This is a genomic window from Martelella mediterranea DSM 17316 (assembly GCF_002043005.1).
Lineage (GTDB): Bacteria > Pseudomonadota > Alphaproteobacteria > Rhizobiales > Rhizobiaceae > Martelella > Martelella mediterranea.
This window is the reverse complement of sequence record NZ_CP020330.1, coordinates 3,185,658-3,203,085: the sequence shown is the minus strand read 5'-3', so window position 1 is coordinate 3,203,085 and position 17,428 is coordinate 3,185,658. Positions and strand designations below refer to the sequence as shown.

The following is a 17,428-nucleotide window of genomic DNA, read 5'->3' as shown; positions in this document are numbered from 1 at the left end:
GTCTTCCCCAAACAAAAAGGCCCGGCTGAAAATCTCAGCTGGGCCTTTTTGCTGTTTGCGTCCGCTCAATGCGTGCTGGCAAAGCGCGGCGCCAGATGGCCGCTGTCGGTTACCATGAATATTTCCCCGACCTGCGGGTTGCGCAACGGCTCGCCGCTCATATCCAGCTCAAGATTGGCTTCGGAGACATAGGCCACATAGCCCTTCTCGTCGTTCTCGGCCACGAGATGGTAGAACGGCTGATCCTTGCTGGGACGGATTTCCGGCGGAATGGAATTGTACCATTCTTCGGAGCGGGAGAACTCCGCGTCGACATCGAATATCACGCCCCGAAAGGGAAGCGCGCTATGGCGGACGATATCGCCGATATTGTATTTCGCTTCGCGTATTTTCATGAGCATTTCCTTTCGTATTCTATATGGAAATGCGCTTTGCAAGGTGCAAGGGGTGCGCCCGCGCTGCGCCGCAGGCACAAAAAAACCGGCCGCCCGAAGGCAGCCGGCTCATTGTCAAATCCGTCTGAAATCAGACCGAGTAGTACATGTCGAATTCGACCGGATGCGGGGTCATTTCGAAACGCATGACCTCTTCCATCTTCAGGGCGATATAGGAATCGATCTGATCGTCGTCGAAAACGCCGCCGGCGGTCAGGAATTCGCGATCCTTGTCGAGGCTTTCCAGCGCTTCGCGCAGCGAGCCGCAGACGGTCGGGATTTCCTTCAGCTCTTCGGCCGGCAGGTCGTACAGGTCCTTGTCCATGGCATCGCCGGGATGGATCTTGTTCTTGATGCCGTCGAGGCCGGCCATCATCAGCGCGGCGAAGGCGAGGTAGGGGTTCGCGCCCGGATCGGGGAAGCGGACCTCAACGCGCTTGGCCTTCGGCGAGGAGCCGAACGGAATACGGCAGGAGGCCGAACGGTTGCGGGCCGAATAGGCGAGCAGAACCGGGGCTTCGTAGCCGGGCACCAGACGCTTGTAGGAGTTGGTCAGCGGGTTGGTGAAGGCGTTGACGGCCTTCGCATGCTTGATGATGCCGCCGATGTAATAGAGGCAGGTTTCCGACAGGCCGGCATAGCCGTCGCCGGCAAACGTCGGCTTGCCGTCCTTCCAGATCGACTGGTGCACGTGCATGCCCGAGCCGTTGTCGCCGAAGACCGGCTTCGGCATGAAGGTTGCCGTCTTGCCATAGGCATGGGCAACCTGATGGACGCCGTACTTGTAGATCTGGGTCTTGTCGGCCATGCGGGTCAGCGTGTCGAACACCATGCAGAGCTCGTGCTGGGCGGAGGCCACTTCATGGTGGTGCTTTTCGACGACGATACCCATTTCAGCGAGAACCGTGAGCATTTCCGAACGCATGTCCTGAATGCTGTCGACCGGCGGAACCGGGAAATAGCCGCCCTTGGTGCGCGGACGGTGGGCCATGTTGCCGGTTTCATATTCGGTGAAGGCGTTCGACGGCAGTTCGGTGCTGTCGAGCTGGAAACCGGTGTTGTAGGGCTCGGCGTTGAAGCGCACGTCGTCGAACACGAAGAATTCCGGCTCGGGACCGAAATAGGTGGTGTCGCCGATACCAGTCGACTTAAGATAGGCTTCCGCCTTCTTGGCCGTGGTGCGCGGGTCGCGGTTATAGGCTTCACCCGTCAGCGGCTCCAGAATGTCGCAGAACACGACGAGGGTCGACTGGGCGAAGAAGGGGTCCATATGGGCGGTGGCCGTGTCGGGCATCAGCACCATGTCGGACTCGTTGATGGCCTTCCAGCCGGCGATCGACGAACCGTCGAACATGATGCCGTCGGCGAACAAATCTTCATCGACAGCCGAGACGTCCATCGTCACGTGCTGCAGCTTGCCCTTGGGGTCGGTAAAGCGCAGATCCACGAACTTGACGTCGTTGTCTTTGATTTGTTTCATAATTTCAGAAGCTGTCGTCATTTAACGTTTTCCTTGCATAAGAAGATGACGATAGGGATGCCCCATCTTTGTCAAAAGAGGAGGGATGGATCAGATGGCGTCAACGCCGGTTTCGCCGGTGCGGATGCGCACGACGCCCTCGACATTGGAAACGAAGATCTTGCCGTCGCCGATACGCCCGGTTTGAGCGGCGTTGCGGATGGCTTCGATGACCGCGTCCACGTTTTCGTCTGCCAGAACGACCTCGACTTTGACCTTGGGAAGAAAGTCGACGACATATTCAGCGCCCCGGTAAAGCTCCGTATGACCCTTCTGGCGCCCGAAGCCTTTGGCTTCCGTGACAGTGATGCCCTGCAGGCCGACGTCCTGAAGGGCTTCCTTCACTTCGTCGAGCTTGAAAGGCTTGATGATCGCTTCGATCTTTTTCATGAGAAAATTGCTCTCCGCTTCTCCCGTTGAAGCAGGCGTCAGCCCGCTCGGAACTTCTAATGCACATTGCATGCCAAGTTCGATTGTTCTTCGTGCAAATCCACCGAAATGAAATTGCGGCCTCGCGATTGCCGCAGCATTCCGCATGTGGCACCGAAATCAGGTTCGCCAAAAGGCGCCTTCAGGTCAATAGCGCGGCATTTCAGGGGCGCTGACGACGAGGACGCATGAATTTTGAGCAGCAACCTGTGTTTAATTAATAGGCAATTGATTACCAACTAGCCAGAAGAAAGTCGCCTCTTGCATCATCACCCGATTTTCCGCTCTATTCACCCGCGATGAAGGAGTGCCGGCCTTGCTGATGACACCTGAGGAAATGGGGCGCGCCGACGCGCTGGCCGCTGAGAGCGGTATAGACAGCTACGCGCTGATGGTAAGCGCGGGCCGGGCGGTCGCGGCCTGCCTGCTGCGGTGTTATCCGGCGGCGCAGCGCGCCGTCGTGCTGTGCGGACCCGGCAACAATGGCGGCGATGGCTATGTCGCGGCCCGCGCGTTTGCCGAAACCGGAATGAAGGTGGCGCTGTTTCACCTTGGCGATCCTGCCAGGCTCTCCGGCGACGCCCTTCGGGCGCGGCAGGATTGCGGCATGGACAGCGCGGGGCTGGATGGCTTTCGGCCGGAGCAGGGCGATGTCATCATCGATGCGCTTTTCGGCGCAGGCCTTGCCCGGCCGCTTTCCGACGAGATTGCCGCCGTGATCGCGCGGGCGGAGGGTCTGCCGGTGATCGCCGTCGACCTGCCGTCCGGGGTCAGCGGCCTGACCGGCCAGGTGCTTGGCGCGGCCTTCACGGCCTCGCATACCGTGACCTTCATGGCCGCCAAGCCCGGCCATTACCTGCTGCCGGGCCGCGCGCATTGCGGCCGGCTGGAGATGTTCGACATCGGCATTCCGCGCCGCATTCTGGCGGAGGCGGCAGGCGACCACCATCTCAATACCCCGGCGCTGTGGGCCGACAGCCTGCCGCGCGCTGGCGCCGACTCACACAAGTTCAGCCGCGGCCATCTCGGCGTGTTTTCCGGCGGCGCCTCGGCCACGGGCGCCGCACGGCTTGCCGCAATGGCGGGTTTGAAGGCGGGCGCCGGGCTGGTCACGATCGCGGCAGCGCCGCAGGCAATCCTCGTCAATGCCGCGCATCTGACGGCGATCATGCTGAAACGCATCGAGGATGTTTCCGCGCTCAGAGACTGGATCGCCGACAAGCGGTTGTCGGCCTTCGTCCTCGGCCCCGGTTTCGGGATAAGCGCCGAAACGCGGGACTTTGCCGAAACGCTGATCGGACGCCCGCTGGTGCTCGACGCCGACGGACTGACCGCCTTCGCGGAGCAGCCTGAGGCGTTGTTCGACCGGCTGGAAGCGGCCCCTGAAACCTGCGTCATGACCCCGCATGCCGGCGAATTCGCGCGGCTCTTCCCCGATCTCGCCGAGGATAGCGACCTCGGCAAGCCCGAAAAGGCATTGCGGGCGGCCCGGCGCGCCCATGCGGTGGTGCTCTACAAGGGCGCCGATACCGTGATCGCGTCGCCGGACGGCAGGATCGCGATCAACGCCAATGCCCCGCCATGGCTCGCTACCGCCGGGTCCGGCGATGTGCTTTCCGGCACGATCGGCGGGTTGCTGGCCCAGGGCGTACCGGCATTCGAAGCCGCCGCCGCCGGAGCCTGGCTTCACGGCGAGGCCGGGAACCGGGCAGGGGCGGGGCTGACGGCCGAGGACCTGCCGACCCACCTGCCTTCAATCCACGAGATTATCGATAACGGACGCTGAGTCGCATTGCCACCGACAGAGTCCGGTCCCTACGCAGATCCAATTTGTCGACCAGGCCTTGCAGCTTCTGCGCCCCCGCCGGGGCGCGGACCTTGCCGCCGGTGATGAAGAACGCATAGACCTCGCGCGGCTTTGCCTCCGGCGCATCGCCGGCAAGAAGCGGCAGATCGTCGGGCGCGCCGCCCCTTGACCAGAGCTTCAGCTTGTCAGCCCATTCCTTCAGCGCCTTGTCGGGATAGCAATGGGGGTTGCCATCCTCGCCCTTTTGCAGCCGTGCATAGACAAAATCGCCGGTGACGTCGGCGATCATCGGGTATTCGGGATGATCGGCGCAGACTATCGTCGCGCCATATTTGCGGGCAAGCGCCACGAATTCCGGGTCAAGGAAAGAAGGGTGGCGGACTTCGAGCGCATGTTTGAGGGCAAGGCCGTCGCGTTCTTGCGGCAGAAGCTTCAGGAAATCCTCGAAATCCTCCGCCTCGAACTTCTTGGTTGGCATGAACTGCCACAGGATCGGCCCCAGCCTGTCGCCAAGCTCGGTGACGCCCTGGCCGAGAAATTTGTCGATCGAGCCCTCGGCCTCGGCGAGCTTCTTGCGGTTGGTGCAGAAGCGGCTGGCCTTCAGCGAAAAGATAAAGCCGTCCGGCACGCTCGCCGCCCATTTGGCGAAGGTCGCGGGCTTCTGCGAGGAGTAATAGGTACCGTTGACCTCGATCACCTTCAGCTTCTCGCCGGCATATTCAAGCTGGCGCGTCTTCGGCAATTTCTCCGGATAAAACGACTCGTTCCACGGATCGAAAGTCCAGCCGCCGATCCCGATGCGAATTGCGCCTGCCGTCATATCCCGTCTCCTATTCCGCCGCTTCCGTCTTCTTCGGCGGCCTCCGCTCCAGAAGCTCCTGAAGATACTGACCGGTGTAGGACGCCTTTTCCTTCACGATGTCTTCCGGCGTGCCGGTCGCGACGATCCGGCCGCCGCCATCGCCGCCCTCGGGTCCGATATCGATCACCCAGTCGGCGGTCTTGATGACCTCGAGATTGTGCTCGATCACCACCACCGAATTGCCCTGTTCGACAAGCTGGTGCAGCACTTCCAGAAGTTTCGCGACGTCGTGGAAATGAAGCCCGGTGGTCGGCTCGTCGAGGATGTAGAGCGTCTTGCCGGTGGAGCGGCGCGACAGCTCCTTGGCGAGCTTAACGCGCTGCGCCTCGCCGCCAGACAGCGTATTGGCCTGCTGACCGACCTTGATATAACCGAGGCCGACGTCTTGAAGCGTCTGCAGCTTGTCGCGCACCGAGGGCACGGCGGAGAAGAATTCGACGCCTTCCTCCACTGTCAGTTCCAGAATGTCGGCGATCGACTTGCCCTTGAAGCGGACCTCCCGCGTCTCGCGATTGTAGCGCTGGCCGTGGCAGACGTCGCAGGTGACGTAGACATCCGGCAGGAAGTGCATCTCGATCTTGATCAGCCCGTCGCCCTGGCAGGCCTCGCAGCGCCCGCCCTTGACGTTGAACGAGAACCGCCCCGGCTGATAGCCGCGCGCCTTGGCCTCCGGCAGGCCGGCGAACCATTCGCGGATCGGCGTGAAGGCGCCGATATAGGTGGCCGGGTTGGAGCGCGGCGTGCGCCCGATCGGCGACTGGTCGATATCGATGACCTTGTCGACGAATTCCAGCCCCTCGATGCGGTCGTGCGGGGCCGGGTTTTCGCGCGCGCCCATGATCCGCCGCGCGGCCGCCTTGTAAAGCGTCTCGATCAGGAAAGTGGATTTGCCGCCGCCGGAAACGCCGGTGACGGCGGTGAACAGGCCGAGCGGGATCGAGGCGGTGATATCCTTGAGATTGTTGCCGCGCGCGCCGACGACCTTGAGCGCCTTGCCCTTTTTCGGTTGCCGGCGTTCGGCGGGCACGGCGACTGCCCTGGCCCCGCTCAGATACTGGCCGGTCAGCGATTTAGGGTTGGCCATGATCGCCTGAGGCGTGCCCTCGGCCACCACCTCGCCGCCGTGAATGCCGGCCGCGGGGCCGATATCCAGCACGTAATCGGCGGTCAGGATCGCGTCCTCGTCATGTTCGACGACGATGACCGTGTTGCCGATATCGCGCAGATGTTTCAGCGTATCGAGCAGCCGCGTGTTGTCGCGCTGATGCAGGCCGATCGAGGGCTCGTCGAGCACGTAGAGCACGCCGGTCAGCCCCGAGCCGATCTGCGAGGCAAGCCGGATGCGCTGGCTCTCGCCGCCGGAAAGCGAGCCGGAATTACGCGACAGCGTGAGATATTCCAGCCCGACATCGTTCAGGAACCGCAGCCGCTCGTTGATTTCCTTGAGGATGCGCACCGCGATATCGTTCTGCTTCTGCGAGAAGTGCTTCGGCAGGTCCTCGAACCAGTCGCGCGCCGCGCGGATCGAAAGCTGGCTGACCTCGCCGATATGGCGGCCGTCGATCTTGACGGCGAGCGCCTCCGGCTTCAGCCGGTAGCCGTTGCAGGCCGGGCAGGGGGCCGCCGACATGTAGCGCTCCATCTCCTCGCGCGCCCAGGCGGAATCCGTCTCCTTCCAGCGCCGCTCGAGATTGGGAATGATGCCCTCGAAGCTCTTGGTGGTCTTGTAGCTGCGCGCGCCGTCGGCATACTGGAACTCGATCTTGTCATCGGTCCCGTTGAGGATAGCGTTGGTGGCCTGTTCCGGCAGCTTGTCCCAGCGATCCGTCATCTTGAAGCCGAAATGCCGGCCAAGCGCCTCCAGCGTCTGCTTGTAGTAAGGCGACGAGGATTTCGCCCAGGGCGCGATCGCGCCTTCTGACAATTTTTTCGCCCGGTCCGGAACGACCAGCCCTTCATCGATCTTCTGCTGGAATCCGAGCCCGTCGCAGGTCGGGCAGGCGCCGACGGGATTGTTGAAGGAGAACAGCCGCGGCTCGATTTCCGGAATCGTGAATCCTGAAACAGGACACGCGAATTTTTCCGAAAAAACAACGCGTTCATGGGTTTCGTTGAGAGATTTGTTCTTGGCGCCGCCGGCCGCCGTCTCGTTTTCCGGCAGCGGCTTGTCGGCGAATTCGGCGACCGCCAGCCCGTCCGCGATTTCGAGGCAGGTCTCCAGACTGTCGGCCAGCCGGGTCGCCAGATCGTCGCGCACCGCAACGCGGTCGACCACCACGTCGATATCATGCTTGTATTTCTTGTCGAGCTTTGGCGCTTCGGCGATCTCGTAGAATTCACCGTCGATCTTGACGCGCTGAAAGCCCTTCTTCATCAGTTCCGCCAGTTCCTTGCGAAACTCGCCCTTGCGGCCGGTCACCAGCGGCGCGAGGATATAAAGCCTTGTGCGTTCCGGCAGCGCCAGAATGCGGTCGACCATCTGGGTCACGGTCTGGCTTTCGATCGGAAGGCCCGTCGCCGGCGAATAGGGGACGCCGGTGCGCGCGAAAAGAAGGCGCATATAGTCGTAGATCTCGGTCACCGTGCCGACGGTGGAGCGCGGGTTCTTCGACGTGGTCTTCTGCTCGATCGAGATCGCCGGCGACAGGCCCTCGATCCGGTCGACATCCGGCTTTTCCATCATCTCCAGAAACTGGCGCGCATAGGCCGAGAGGCTTTCGACATAGCGCCGCTGCCCCTCCGCGTAGATCGTGTCGAACGCCAGCGAGGATTTGCCGGAGCCCGAAAGCCCGGTCATCACGATCAGGCTGTTGCGCGGCAGATCCACGTCAACGCCTTTCAGGTTATGCTGGCGCGCGCCGCGGATGGAGATATTCTTCAGTTCGCTCATGGGATCAGGCTTCTCGAGAAGGGAATTTGCTTCCTATGTAGTTCACGCTGCGGCTCTGTCGAGGTGCAGCAAAACAGACGGTTTGAATGTCCCCGGTTGAATCGCTTGACTCGATCATAGCAGAGCGATAGAACAAATAAAGAACATTTTTAATTGTGGATTGTCCCGTATCGGTTGATCGCTTTCGGAGAGATCGTCTATGCTGCCGAAAATTCTCTAAAGCGCCGCAACGCGGTTATACAGGTGGTAGTCATGGCAGGTAGTGTAAACAAGGTCATCCTCGTCGGCAATCTCGGAGCGGACCCGGAAATTCGGCGCACACAGGATGGCCGGCCGATCGCCAATCTGCGGGTGGCCACGTCGGAAAGCTGGCGCGACCGCAATTCCGGCGAGCGCAAGGAGCGCACGGAATGGCACCGGGTGGTGATCTTCAGCGAGGGGCTGTGCAAGGTCGCGGAACAATATCTGCGCAAAGGCTCCAAGGTCTATATCGAAGGCCAGCTTCAGACCCGCAAATGGACCGACCAGGGCGGCCAAGAGCGGTTTTCGACCGAGGTCGTGCTGCAGGGCTTCAACGCCACGCTGACCATGCTGGACGGCCGCGGTGAAGGCGGCGGGGGCGGTGGCCAAGGCGGCAACTTCGGCGGAGGCCAGGGCGGCGGTGGCTATGACGATTACGGCTCGCAGCCGTCTTCCGGTGGTGGTGGCGGTGGCCGCAGCAGCGGCGGCGGTTTCTCGCAGGATCTCGACGACGACATTCCGTTCTGATCCCAACCGCATCGGACCTTTTTGAGGGCAAACGCGCCGGATAATTCAGGCGCCTGCCGTGCCCGTGGGGATATGCATCACCGTGGTCACCCCGTCGATCACGAACTGCACGGCCAGCGCCGTCAGCATCATGCCGAGAATGCGGGTGAGAATGTTACGACCGGTTTCGCCGAGAAGCCGGTCGATCAGGCCGGCGGCGAGCATTGCCAAAAGCACGACCAGCGAGGCGACGAAGATCACCAGAACGAGCGCCAGCTTGTCCAGCACCGTTTCCATCTTGGAGCCGAGCAGGATGGTCGCGGAGATCGCGCCGGGGCCTGCGATCAGCGGCATGGCCAGCGGGAAGGCGGCGAGATTGGCCATGCCATCCTTCGTGATGGCGGTTTCGGTGGTCCTCTCCTTTCTTTCGACGCGTTTTTCGAAGATCATTTCCACGCCGATCCAGAACAGAAGAATGCCCCCGGCGATACGGAACGCGCTCATGGAAATGCCGAGCGCGTTGAGGATGTCATCGCCCAGCAGCGCAAAGGCCAGGAGCAGAAAGAACGAAATCAGGCTGCCCCGGATCGCCACCTTGCGGCGCTGCGCCTGGGTCATGCCCACGGTCAGCGCCAGGAAGATCGGCACCATGCCGGGCGGGTCCATGGTCACCATCAAGGTGGTGAAGCCGTTTATCAGCGTCGCCAGTTCATTCATCGCCCGTTCCCCAGCCGTTTTTGCGTTTCCAGAGAGCATGGCGCCGCGTTAAACCGGAAGTGGCATTCGCAGCGCTCTTGTGAGCTTGCCACAGGATCACCACCTGACACGAATAAAATCGCGTAATTCGGCCTCTGTCCACTGTCAGGAGGCTTGAGAAATTGGCGTCAGCCATCGGATTCGGCTATAAAAAACCAGATGATTCTAGCTTGAGATCGTGATTCACATTGACTGATCAAACGACACCTTCGGGCGGAGGTCTTCCGCCGGGCATCGAGCCCATCTCCATCATGGAGGAAATGCAGCGTTCCTACCTCGATTACGCGATGAGCGTGATCGTCAGCCGCGCGCTGCCGGATGTTCGTGACGGCCTGAAGCCGGTGCACCGCCGTATCCTCTACGGCATGTCCGAAATGGGCGTGGACTGGAATAAGAAATACGTCAAATGCGCCCGCGTCACCGGCGATGTCATGGGTAAATATCACCCTCATGGCAATGCCGCTATCTATGACGCGCTGGCGCGTATGGCACAGCACTGGTCGCTGCGCCTGCCGCTGATCGACGGGCAGGGCAATTTCGGCTCCGTTGACGGCGACCCGCCCGCGGCCGAGCGCTACACCGAATGCCGCCTGCAAAAGGTCGCGCATACGCTGCTCGACGATCTCGACAAGGACACCGTCGATTTCCGCGAGAACTATGACGGCACGCTGTCGGAGCCGGTGGTGCTGCCGGCCAAGTTTCCGAACCTTCTCGTCAATGGCGCGGGCGGCATCGCCGTCGGCATGGCCACCAACATCCCGACCCACAATCTGGGCGAGGTGATCGACGGCTGCATCGCGGTGATGGAAAATCCCGCGATCGAGCTGCCGGAACTGATGCAGATCATCCCGGGTCCCGATTTCCCGACCGGCGCGCAGATTCTCGGCCGCGCCGGCATCAAGTCCGCCTATGAGACCGGCCGCGGCTCGGTGATCATGCGCGGAAGGGCCACGATCGAGCCGATGCGCGGCGATCGCGAGCAGATCATCATCACCGAAATTCCCTATCAGGTGAACAAGGCGACGATGATCGAGAAGATGGCCGAACTGGTGCGCGACAAGCGCATCGAGGGCATTTCCGATCTGCGCGACGAGAGCGACCGCGAAGGCTATCGCGTCGTCGTCGAACTGAAGCGCGACGCCAATGCCGAGGTCATCCTCAACCAGCTTTATCGCTATACGCCGCTGCAGACGTCCTTCGGCTGCAACATGGTGGCGCTGAACGGCGGCAAGCCGGAACAGCTCACCCTGCTCGATATTCTGCGCGCCTTCGTCTCCTTCCGCGAAAGCGTGGTCAGCCGGCGCACCAAATATCTGCTCAGGAAGGCGCGCGATCGCGCCCATGTGCTGGTTGGCCTTGCCATCGCTGTTGCCAATATCGACGAGATCATCAATCTGATCCGCCGTGCGCCCGATCCGCAGACGGCGCGTGAACAGTTGATGGAACGGCACTGGCCGGCCCGGGATGTCGAGGCGCTGATCCGCCTGATCGATGATCCGCGCCACAAGATTTCCGAGGATGGCACCTACCAGTTGTCCGAGGAACAGGCCCGCGCCATTCTCGAACTGCGCCTCTCGCGCCTGACCGCGCTCGGCCGCGATGAAATCGGCGACGAACTGAACAAGATCGGCGACGAGATAAAGTCCTACCTCGAAATCCTGTCATCGCGGCAGAAGATCCAGGAGATCATCAAGGAAGAGCTGATCGCGGTTCGCGACGAGTTCGGCACGCCCCGCCGCTCCGAAATCCTCGAAGGCGGTCCGGATATGGACGACGAGGATCTGATCGCGCGCGAGGACATGGTCGTGACCGTGTCGCGCAACGGCTATATCAAGCGCGTGCCGCTGACCACCTACCGCGCCCAGCGTCGCGGCGGCAAGGGCCGCTCCGGCATGTCGATCCGCGACGAGGATTTCGTCACCCGGCTGTTCGTGGCCAACACCCACACGCCGGTGCTGTTCTTCTCCTCGCGCGGCATCGTCTACAAGGAGAAGGTCTGGCGTCTGCCGATCGGCACACCGCAATCGCGCGGCAAGGCGCTGATCAACATGCTGCCGCTGCAGCAGGGCGAGGCGATCACCTCCATCCTGGCGCTGCCGGAGGATGAGGAAAGCTGGTCCGAGCTCGACGTGATGTTCGCCACCACGCGCGGAACCGTGCGCCGCAACAAGCTGTCTGATTTCGTGCAGGTGAACCGCAACGGCAAGATCGCGATGAAGCTCGACGACGAGAACGATCGCATCCTGTCGGTCTGGACCTGTACGCCGGATGACGACGTGCTGCTGACGACGGCGATGGGCCAGGCGATCCGCTTCCCCGTTCCCGCCATTCGCGTCTTCGCCGGCCGCAACTCGATCGGCGTGCGCGGCATCGGCCTTGCCGAGGGCGACGAGGTGATTTCGATGACCATCGTCAGCCATGTCGACGCCGAGCCGTGGGAACGCGCCGCCTATCTGAAGCGGGCAGCGCTCGAGCGCCGCACCGAAACCGGGGAGGGCGAGGATATAGCGCTTGTCGGCGAGGAAGTGGCGGAAGAGGGCGAACTGAGGGATGATCGCTATGAGGAACTGAAGTTCCGTGAGCAGTTCATCCTGACGGTCACGGAAAAGGGCTTCGGCAAGCGTTCGTCCTCCTATGACTTCCGCATCTCCGGACGCGGCGGCAAGGGCATCCGCGCCACAGACACCTCCAAGACGGACGAGATCGGCCGGTTGATCGCGGCCTTCCCGGTTCTCGACGGCGACCAGATCATGCTGGTCACCAATGCCGGGCAGTTGATCCGGGTGCCGGTCTACGACATCCGCATCGCCAGCCGCACCGCCAAGGGCGTCACGGTGTTCAAGACCGGCGCCGAGGAAAAGGTGGTCTCGGTCGAGGTCATCAGCGAGCCTGACGACGATGAGGCGATCGAGGACGCTGTTGAAGCCGGTGTCGAGGCCGGCAGCGAAGGCGCGGCCGAGGCGACGGGCATCCCTGACGAGGGAACCGACGAGACCTGATCGGCGAACAACGGGAATGAAGACTGGAGCCGGGCCCTGCGCCCGGCTTCTTCGTTTGACCGATCCGTTTGCAGCCTGAACCGGCTTGCAGCCCGGCACTTTCCGTGACAAAAGGCCGTGACCGGAAACGGGGCCGAGGACGCAACGAAGCACATGGCGAAGGCATTTTACACAGGTTCGTTCGACCCGATGACCAACGGGCATCTCGACGTGGTGCTGCAGGCGCTGAACGTCGCGGAAAAGCTCGTCATCGGCATCGGCGTGAACGCCGGCAAGACGCCTTTGTTCACCTTTGAGGAGCGGGCCGACTTTCTGAGGCGCGGCGTAGCTGAAAACCTGCCGGAGCGGGCAGGGGATGTCGAGGTGATCGCTTTCAGCGGTCTTGCCGTCGATGCCGCGCGCGAGGCCGGCGCCAGCCTGATCATCCGCGGGCTGCGCGATGGCACGGATTTCGACTACGAGATGCAGATGGCCGGCATGAACGGCGAGATGGCCCCGGAGATCCAGACCGTTTTTCTGCCGGCAAAACCGGCGTCGCGTCCGATATCGGCCACATTGGTGCGTCAGGTCGCGGCCATGGGCGGCGATGTGGCGCGCTTCGTGCCGGATTACGTGGCGGCGGCATTGAGAGCAAAACACGCGCGTTAGCCCGGTGAGGAAACCTTTTTCAAGGAGAACGACATGCGCAAGATGATTGCGGGACTGGCAGCGGCAACGCTGATTTCGACATTCGCGGGTACGGCCATGGCTGCCGACACGCTGACCTTCAACACCACCGAAGGCCCGTTCACCATCGAGCTTTTCGAAGATCTCGCGCCGCAGAATGCGGCGCGCGTCAAGGAGCTTGCCGAAAGCGGCGCCTATGACAACGTGGTGTTCCACCGCGTGATCGACGGCTTCATGGCCCAGACCGGCGACGTCCAGTTCGGCGATACGGAGGATGGCTACGACCTGAACCGCGCCGGCATGGGCGGCTCCGACATGCCGGACCTGCCGGCCGAGTTTTCCGACGTGCCGTTCAAGCGCGGCGTTGTCGGCATGGCCCGCGCCCAGGATCCGAACTCGGCCAATTCGCAGTTCTTCGTCATGCTCGAGGATGGCCCGTTCCTGAACGGCCAGTACACCGTGATCGGTGAAGTGGTCGACGGCATGGACAATGTCGACAAGATCAAGAAGGGCGATCAGGCCCAGAACGGCAAGGTCAGCGATCCGGACCGGATCCTGGATGTCACCGTCGGACAGTAAGTTTTGAACCCGCCTTGCCGGACCGGCAGGGCGGGCAAACCGCCACAGGAGAAAATGATGGCCGAAATCAAGGACCCGGAAAACACCTTCATCATGGAAACGACCAAGGGCAAGGTGGTGATCGAGGCGTTTCCGAACGTCGCCCCCAAACATGTCGACCGCATCCGCGAACTGGTGCGCGAGGGCGCCTATGACGGCGTCGTCTTTCATCGCGTGATCGCCGATTTCATGGCCCAGGGCGGCGATGTCGAGCACGGCAACAAGACCTCGGACAAGTTCAACCCGGGCCGCGCAGGCACGGGCGCATCGAAGAAGCCCGACCTTCCGGCCGAATTCTCCGCCACCCGGCATGTGCGCGGCACCTGCTCGATGGCGCGTTCGCAGAACCCGAACTCTGCCAACTCGCAGTTCTTCATCTGCTTCACCGACGCCCCGTGGCTCGACAAGCAGTATTCGGTCTGGGGCCAGGTGATCGAAGGCATGGACGCCGTCGACAAGTTCGAAAAGGGCGAGCCGGTCCGCAATCCCGACCACATCATCTCGATGAAAGTTGCAGCGGACGTTTGATGCGGGAAGAGGGCGACGCTCTCTTATCAATCTCCCCCCTTGAGGGGCAGGGCCATCACATATGGCGTAGCAGCTTGCTCCCAATACTCTCTCCCGCTGGCGGGAGAGATGCCCCGAAAGGGGCAGTGAGGGTGGTGCGGTGCTTCAGATCGTGAGAGCGCTCGCGGTGATAGGCTCCCCCCTCACTGTCGCTGTCGCGACATCTCTCCCCTCCGGGGCGAGAAGATTAGGGGGCTGTGCGGGGAGACCATATGCGATAGCCCTGCCCTCAAGGGGGGATTATTGGGCACAGAGCGCAACCAACAGACCCGTCCGGCCAAGGCCGGCGGGTTTTCGAATTTGAGAAATGTCCTGATACAATGCGCGTAGACCTCTTCGATTTCGACCTGCCGGACGAGAATATCGCCTTGCGGCCCGCGAGCCCGCGCGACAGCGCGCGTCTGCTGGTGGTGCGGCCGGGCGAGGGGCTAGGCGATCATGTCGTCTCCGAACTCCCGACCTTCCTGCGGCCGGGCGATGCGCTGGTGTTCAACGACACAAAGGTAATCCCGGCGCAACTTGAGGGCGTTCGGCTGCGCGAGGGCGGCGAGGAGGTGCCGGTGTCGGCGACGTTGCACCTCAGGAAGGCTGACAATCTCTGGCATGCCTTTGCCCGGCCGGGCAAGCGCATCAAGCTTGGCGATGTGCTGCGTTTCGTTTCCGCCGATGGCGCGACGACGCTTGTCGCGACGGTCGACGAAAAGCGGGACGGCGGCGAGGTGGTGCTGACATTCGACGCCCACGGCGGCGTGCTTGATGAGGCGATGATGCGCGTCGGGCACGTGCCGCTGCCTCCCTATATCGCCTCCAAGCGCGCCGAGGACGGCAAGGATCGCGACGATTACCAGACCATCTACGCCCGTGAAAACGGCGCGGTTGCCGCGCCCACGGCCGGCCTGCACTTCACGCCGCGCCTGATGCAGGCGCTGGAACAGGCCGGCATCGAACGCCATTTCGTCACGCTCCACGTCGGCGCCGGCACCTTCCTGCCGGTCAAGGCCGATGACACCGACGACCATGTGATGCATTTCGAGCGCGGCATCGTTTCGGCCGAAACGGCCGCGGCGCTGAACGCGGTCAAGGCTCGGGGCGGGCGGATCGTCTCCGTCGGCACCACCTCGCTGCGGTTGCTGGAGAGTGCCGCCACCGAGGATGGCCGGATCGCGCCGTGGGAGGGCGAGACCGGCATCTTCATCACGCCCGGCTATCATTTCCGGGCCGTCGATATACTGATGACCAATTTCCACTTGCCGAAATCGACGCTGTTCATGCTGGTCTCGGCCTTTTCCGGCCTTGAGACCATGCGCGCGGCCTATGCCCATGCGATCGAAACCGGCTACAGATTTTATTCCTACGGCGATTCCAGCCTGCTGTTCAGGAAAGACAGATGAGCGAAGACTTCCGGTTCACCCTGAAGGCCACCGACGGCAATGCCCGGCTTGGCGCGATCACCATGCCGCGCGGCGAAATCCGCACGCCGGCCTTCATGCCGGTTGGAACCGCCGGCACGGTCAAGGCGATGTATCTCGACCAGGTGCGCGATCTCGGCGCCGATATCATCCTCGGCAACACCTATCATCTGATGCTGCGCCCGGGCGCGGAGCGCGTGGCAAGGCTGGGCGGTCTGCATTCGCTGATCCGCTGGCCGCATCCGATCCTGACGGATTCCGGCGGGTTTCAGGTGATGTCGCTGGCAGCACTGCGTGAAATCGACGAGAACAACGGCGTGACCTTCAAGTCCCATATCGACGGTAGTGTCCACCATATGAGCCCGGAACGTTCGATCGAGATCCAGGGACTGCTGGGCTCCGACATCCAGATGCAGCTCGACGAATGCGTCCGGCTTCCCGCCGAACGTGCCGAAATCGAAAAATCCACAGAGATGTCGCTTGCCTGGGCCGAGCGCTGCCGGGAAGCCTTTGGTGACCAGCCCGGCAAGGCGATGTTCGGCATCGTCCAGGGCGGCGACATTCCCGACCTGCGCATCCGCTCCGCGCGCGGCCTCGCCGATCTCGATCTCAAGGGCTATGCCGTCGGCGGGCTCGCCGTCGGCGAGCCGCAGGACGTCATGCTGGCGATGCTGGAGACGACGCTGCCGGAACTGCCGGCGGAAAAGCCGCGCTATCTGATGGGCGTCGGCACCCCGGACGATATCCTGAAATCGGTGGCGCGCGGCATCGACATGTTCGACTGCGTGATGCCGACAAGGGCAGGGCGCCACGGTCTCGCCTTCACAAGGCGCGGCAAGGTCAACCTGCGCAACGCCCGCCACGCAGAGGACCTGCGCCCGCTGGACGAGGAAAGCGATTGCCCCGCGACCCGCGACTACTCACGCGCCTATCTGCACCATCTGGTGCGCTCCAACGAGTCGCTTGGCGGCATGTTGCTGACCTGGAACAATCTGCATTATTACCAGCAGCTCATGCAGGGCATTCGCAAGGCCATTGCAGAGGGACGCTACGACGATTTCGTCGCGGAAACCCAGGAAGGCTGGGCGAGGGGCGATGTCGCCGCTATCTGACCGGCGGCAACTCCCAGCGCCGGTAAAGCTCGTCAAGCGCCTTTTCACTGTGGCATTCGACTGTCGGCAAACCGGAGCGGCGTAAGGCCTCGGCGTATTTGGTCGCGCTGTTTTGGGTCTTGAACAGGATCCAGTCGATCATATCCCATTTGATGCTGTCCTGCGCGCCTTCCAGATGGCCGGCGCGTGCGGCGCGATTGACCGTGGTTCGCCTGATATAGCGCGCCAGCCGGCGCCAGCGGCTGGATGTAATGAGGATCGCGCCGGTCGCGCGCGCAAGGCGCTGCGGCATCAACCGGCTGTAATTGCCGTCCATGACCCAGTGCTCGCCCATGATGGCGTCATCGTGCAGTCTCGCGAACTCGGCCTCGGGGCGCGGTTTCCAGTCGGTGTTGGGTAGGTGCTGGAACTGATCCAGGTGGATCGCCTCGATATCCAGCTTTCTGGACAAAGCGACGGCCAGGGTCGACTTACCCGCATTGGAGGGGCCGAGGACGACGATACGCGTCCCGAGAGATTCCAGACTATGCATGAGAGATACGCAGACAGTTTCGCAGATTGTTTCTATGTGTTCCGCAGGGAACAGTGCCCGGCGGGGTCACTATAACAAAGA

15 protein-coding genes are annotated in these 17,428 nt (G+C 62.3%); 8 read left to right on the top strand and 7 right to left on the bottom strand.

The features are described from left to right. Positions 1-65 precede the first annotated feature (65 nt). From hspQ to Mame_RS14960, 3 genes are all read right to left on the bottom strand, one after another. Entirely contained in the window at positions 66-395 is a 330-nt protein-coding gene (gene hspQ, locus Mame_RS14970) for a heat shock protein HspQ (protein WP_018063301.1), read from the bottom strand. 130 nt (positions 396-525) lie between these two features. After that, positions 526-1,935 carry a type I glutamate--ammonia ligase gene (glnA, locus tag Mame_RS14965; RefSeq protein ID WP_026173222.1) on the bottom strand — a complete coding sequence of 470 codons (1,410 nt, stop codon included), beginning with the start codon at positions 1,933-1,935 and terminating at the stop codon, positions 526-528. A gap of 69 nt (positions 1,936-2,004) precedes the next feature. Continuing rightward, positions 2,005-2,343 carry a P-II family nitrogen regulator gene (locus tag Mame_RS14960; RefSeq protein ID WP_018063299.1) on the bottom strand — a complete coding sequence of 113 codons (339 nt, stop codon included), beginning with the start codon at positions 2,341-2,343 and terminating at the stop codon, positions 2,005-2,007. Between the two features lie 361 nt (positions 2,344-2,704). Here Mame_RS14960 and Mame_RS14955 point away from each other — a divergent pair, with 361 nt between their 5' ends. Further along, positions 2,705-4,168, top strand: a complete 1,464-nt coding sequence (locus Mame_RS14955) for a bifunctional ADP-dependent NAD(P)H-hydrate dehydratase/NAD(P)H-hydrate epimerase (RefSeq protein ID WP_033409509.1) — start codon at positions 2,705-2,707, stop codon at positions 4,166-4,168. Here Mame_RS14955 and Mame_RS14950 read toward each other — a convergent pair. Further along, entirely contained in the window at positions 4,149-5,009 is an 861-nt protein-coding gene (locus Mame_RS14950; RefSeq protein WP_018063297.1) for a DUF72 domain-containing protein, read from the bottom strand. The genes Mame_RS14955 and Mame_RS14950 overlap by 20 nt on opposite strands. A 10-nt stretch (positions 5,010-5,019) precedes the next feature. Then, positions 5,020-7,941, bottom strand: coding sequence for an excinuclease ABC subunit UvrA (gene uvrA / locus Mame_RS14945; protein WP_018063296.1), 2,922 nt, complete (start codon positions 7,939-7,941; stop codon positions 5,020-5,022). A gap of 252 nt (positions 7,942-8,193) precedes the next feature. On the opposite strand from uvrA, the gene Mame_RS14940 reads away from it, so the two are divergent. Continuing rightward, positions 8,194-8,709 carry a single-stranded DNA-binding protein gene (locus Mame_RS14940; protein WP_026173220.1) on the top strand — a complete coding sequence of 172 codons (516 nt, stop codon included), beginning with the start codon at positions 8,194-8,196 and terminating at the stop codon, positions 8,707-8,709. A 45-nt stretch (positions 8,710-8,754) separates the two neighbouring features. Here Mame_RS14940 and Mame_RS14935 read toward each other — a convergent pair whose 3' ends face one another. Next, on the bottom strand, positions 8,755-9,405 hold the full coding sequence (locus tag Mame_RS14935) for a MarC family protein (RefSeq protein WP_018063294.1): 651 nt from the start codon (positions 9,403-9,405) through the stop codon (positions 8,755-8,757). Positions 9,406-9,632: 227 nt separating this feature from the next. Between Mame_RS14935 and gyrA the strand changes: the two genes are divergently transcribed. The 6 genes from gyrA to tgt all read left to right on the top strand — a co-directional run bounded on the left by gyrA (position 9,633) and on the right by tgt (position 16,815). Further along, the gene (gene gyrA, locus Mame_RS14930) at positions 9,633-12,443 is read left to right on the top strand and encodes a DNA gyrase subunit A (RefSeq protein ID WP_033409411.1); all 2,811 of its coding nucleotides are present in this window, start codon (positions 9,633-9,635) and stop codon (positions 12,441-12,443) included. A gap of 153 nt (positions 12,444-12,596) precedes the next feature. Continuing rightward, entirely contained in the window at positions 12,597-13,091 is a 495-nt protein-coding gene (gene coaD, locus Mame_RS14925) for a pantetheine-phosphate adenylyltransferase (protein WP_018063292.1), read from the top strand. A gap of 33 nt (positions 13,092-13,124) precedes the next feature. Then, positions 13,125-13,688 (top strand): peptidylprolyl isomerase, encoded by a 564-nt coding sequence (locus Mame_RS14920; protein ID WP_018063291.1) that lies wholly within the window; start codon positions 13,125-13,127, stop codon positions 13,686-13,688. Positions 13,689-13,745: 57 nt separating this feature from the next. Further along, positions 13,746-14,255: a peptidylprolyl isomerase gene (locus Mame_RS14915; RefSeq protein WP_018063290.1), complete on the top strand. Its 510-nt coding sequence runs from the start codon at positions 13,746-13,748 to the stop codon at positions 14,253-14,255. 359 nt (positions 14,256-14,614) lie between these two features. Next, the gene (gene queA / locus Mame_RS14910) at positions 14,615-15,685 is read left to right on the top strand and encodes a tRNA preQ1(34) S-adenosylmethionine ribosyltransferase-isomerase QueA (RefSeq protein ID WP_018063289.1); all 1,071 of its coding nucleotides are present in this window, start codon (positions 14,615-14,617) and stop codon (positions 15,683-15,685) included. Next, positions 15,682-16,815, top strand: a complete 1,134-nt coding sequence (gene tgt, locus Mame_RS14905; protein ID WP_018063288.1) for a tRNA guanosine(34) transglycosylase Tgt — start codon at positions 15,682-15,684, stop codon at positions 16,813-16,815. Before queA ends, tgt begins: the two co-directional genes overlap by 4 nt. Here tgt and Mame_RS14900 read toward each other — a convergent pair. Next, on the bottom strand, positions 16,808-17,347 hold the full coding sequence (locus tag Mame_RS14900) for a P-loop NTPase family protein (RefSeq protein ID WP_018063287.1): 540 nt from the start codon (positions 17,345-17,347) through the stop codon (positions 16,808-16,810). The two genes, tgt and Mame_RS14900, sit on opposite strands and share 8 nt — an antisense overlap. Between the last annotated feature and the right edge of the window lie 81 nt (positions 17,348-17,428).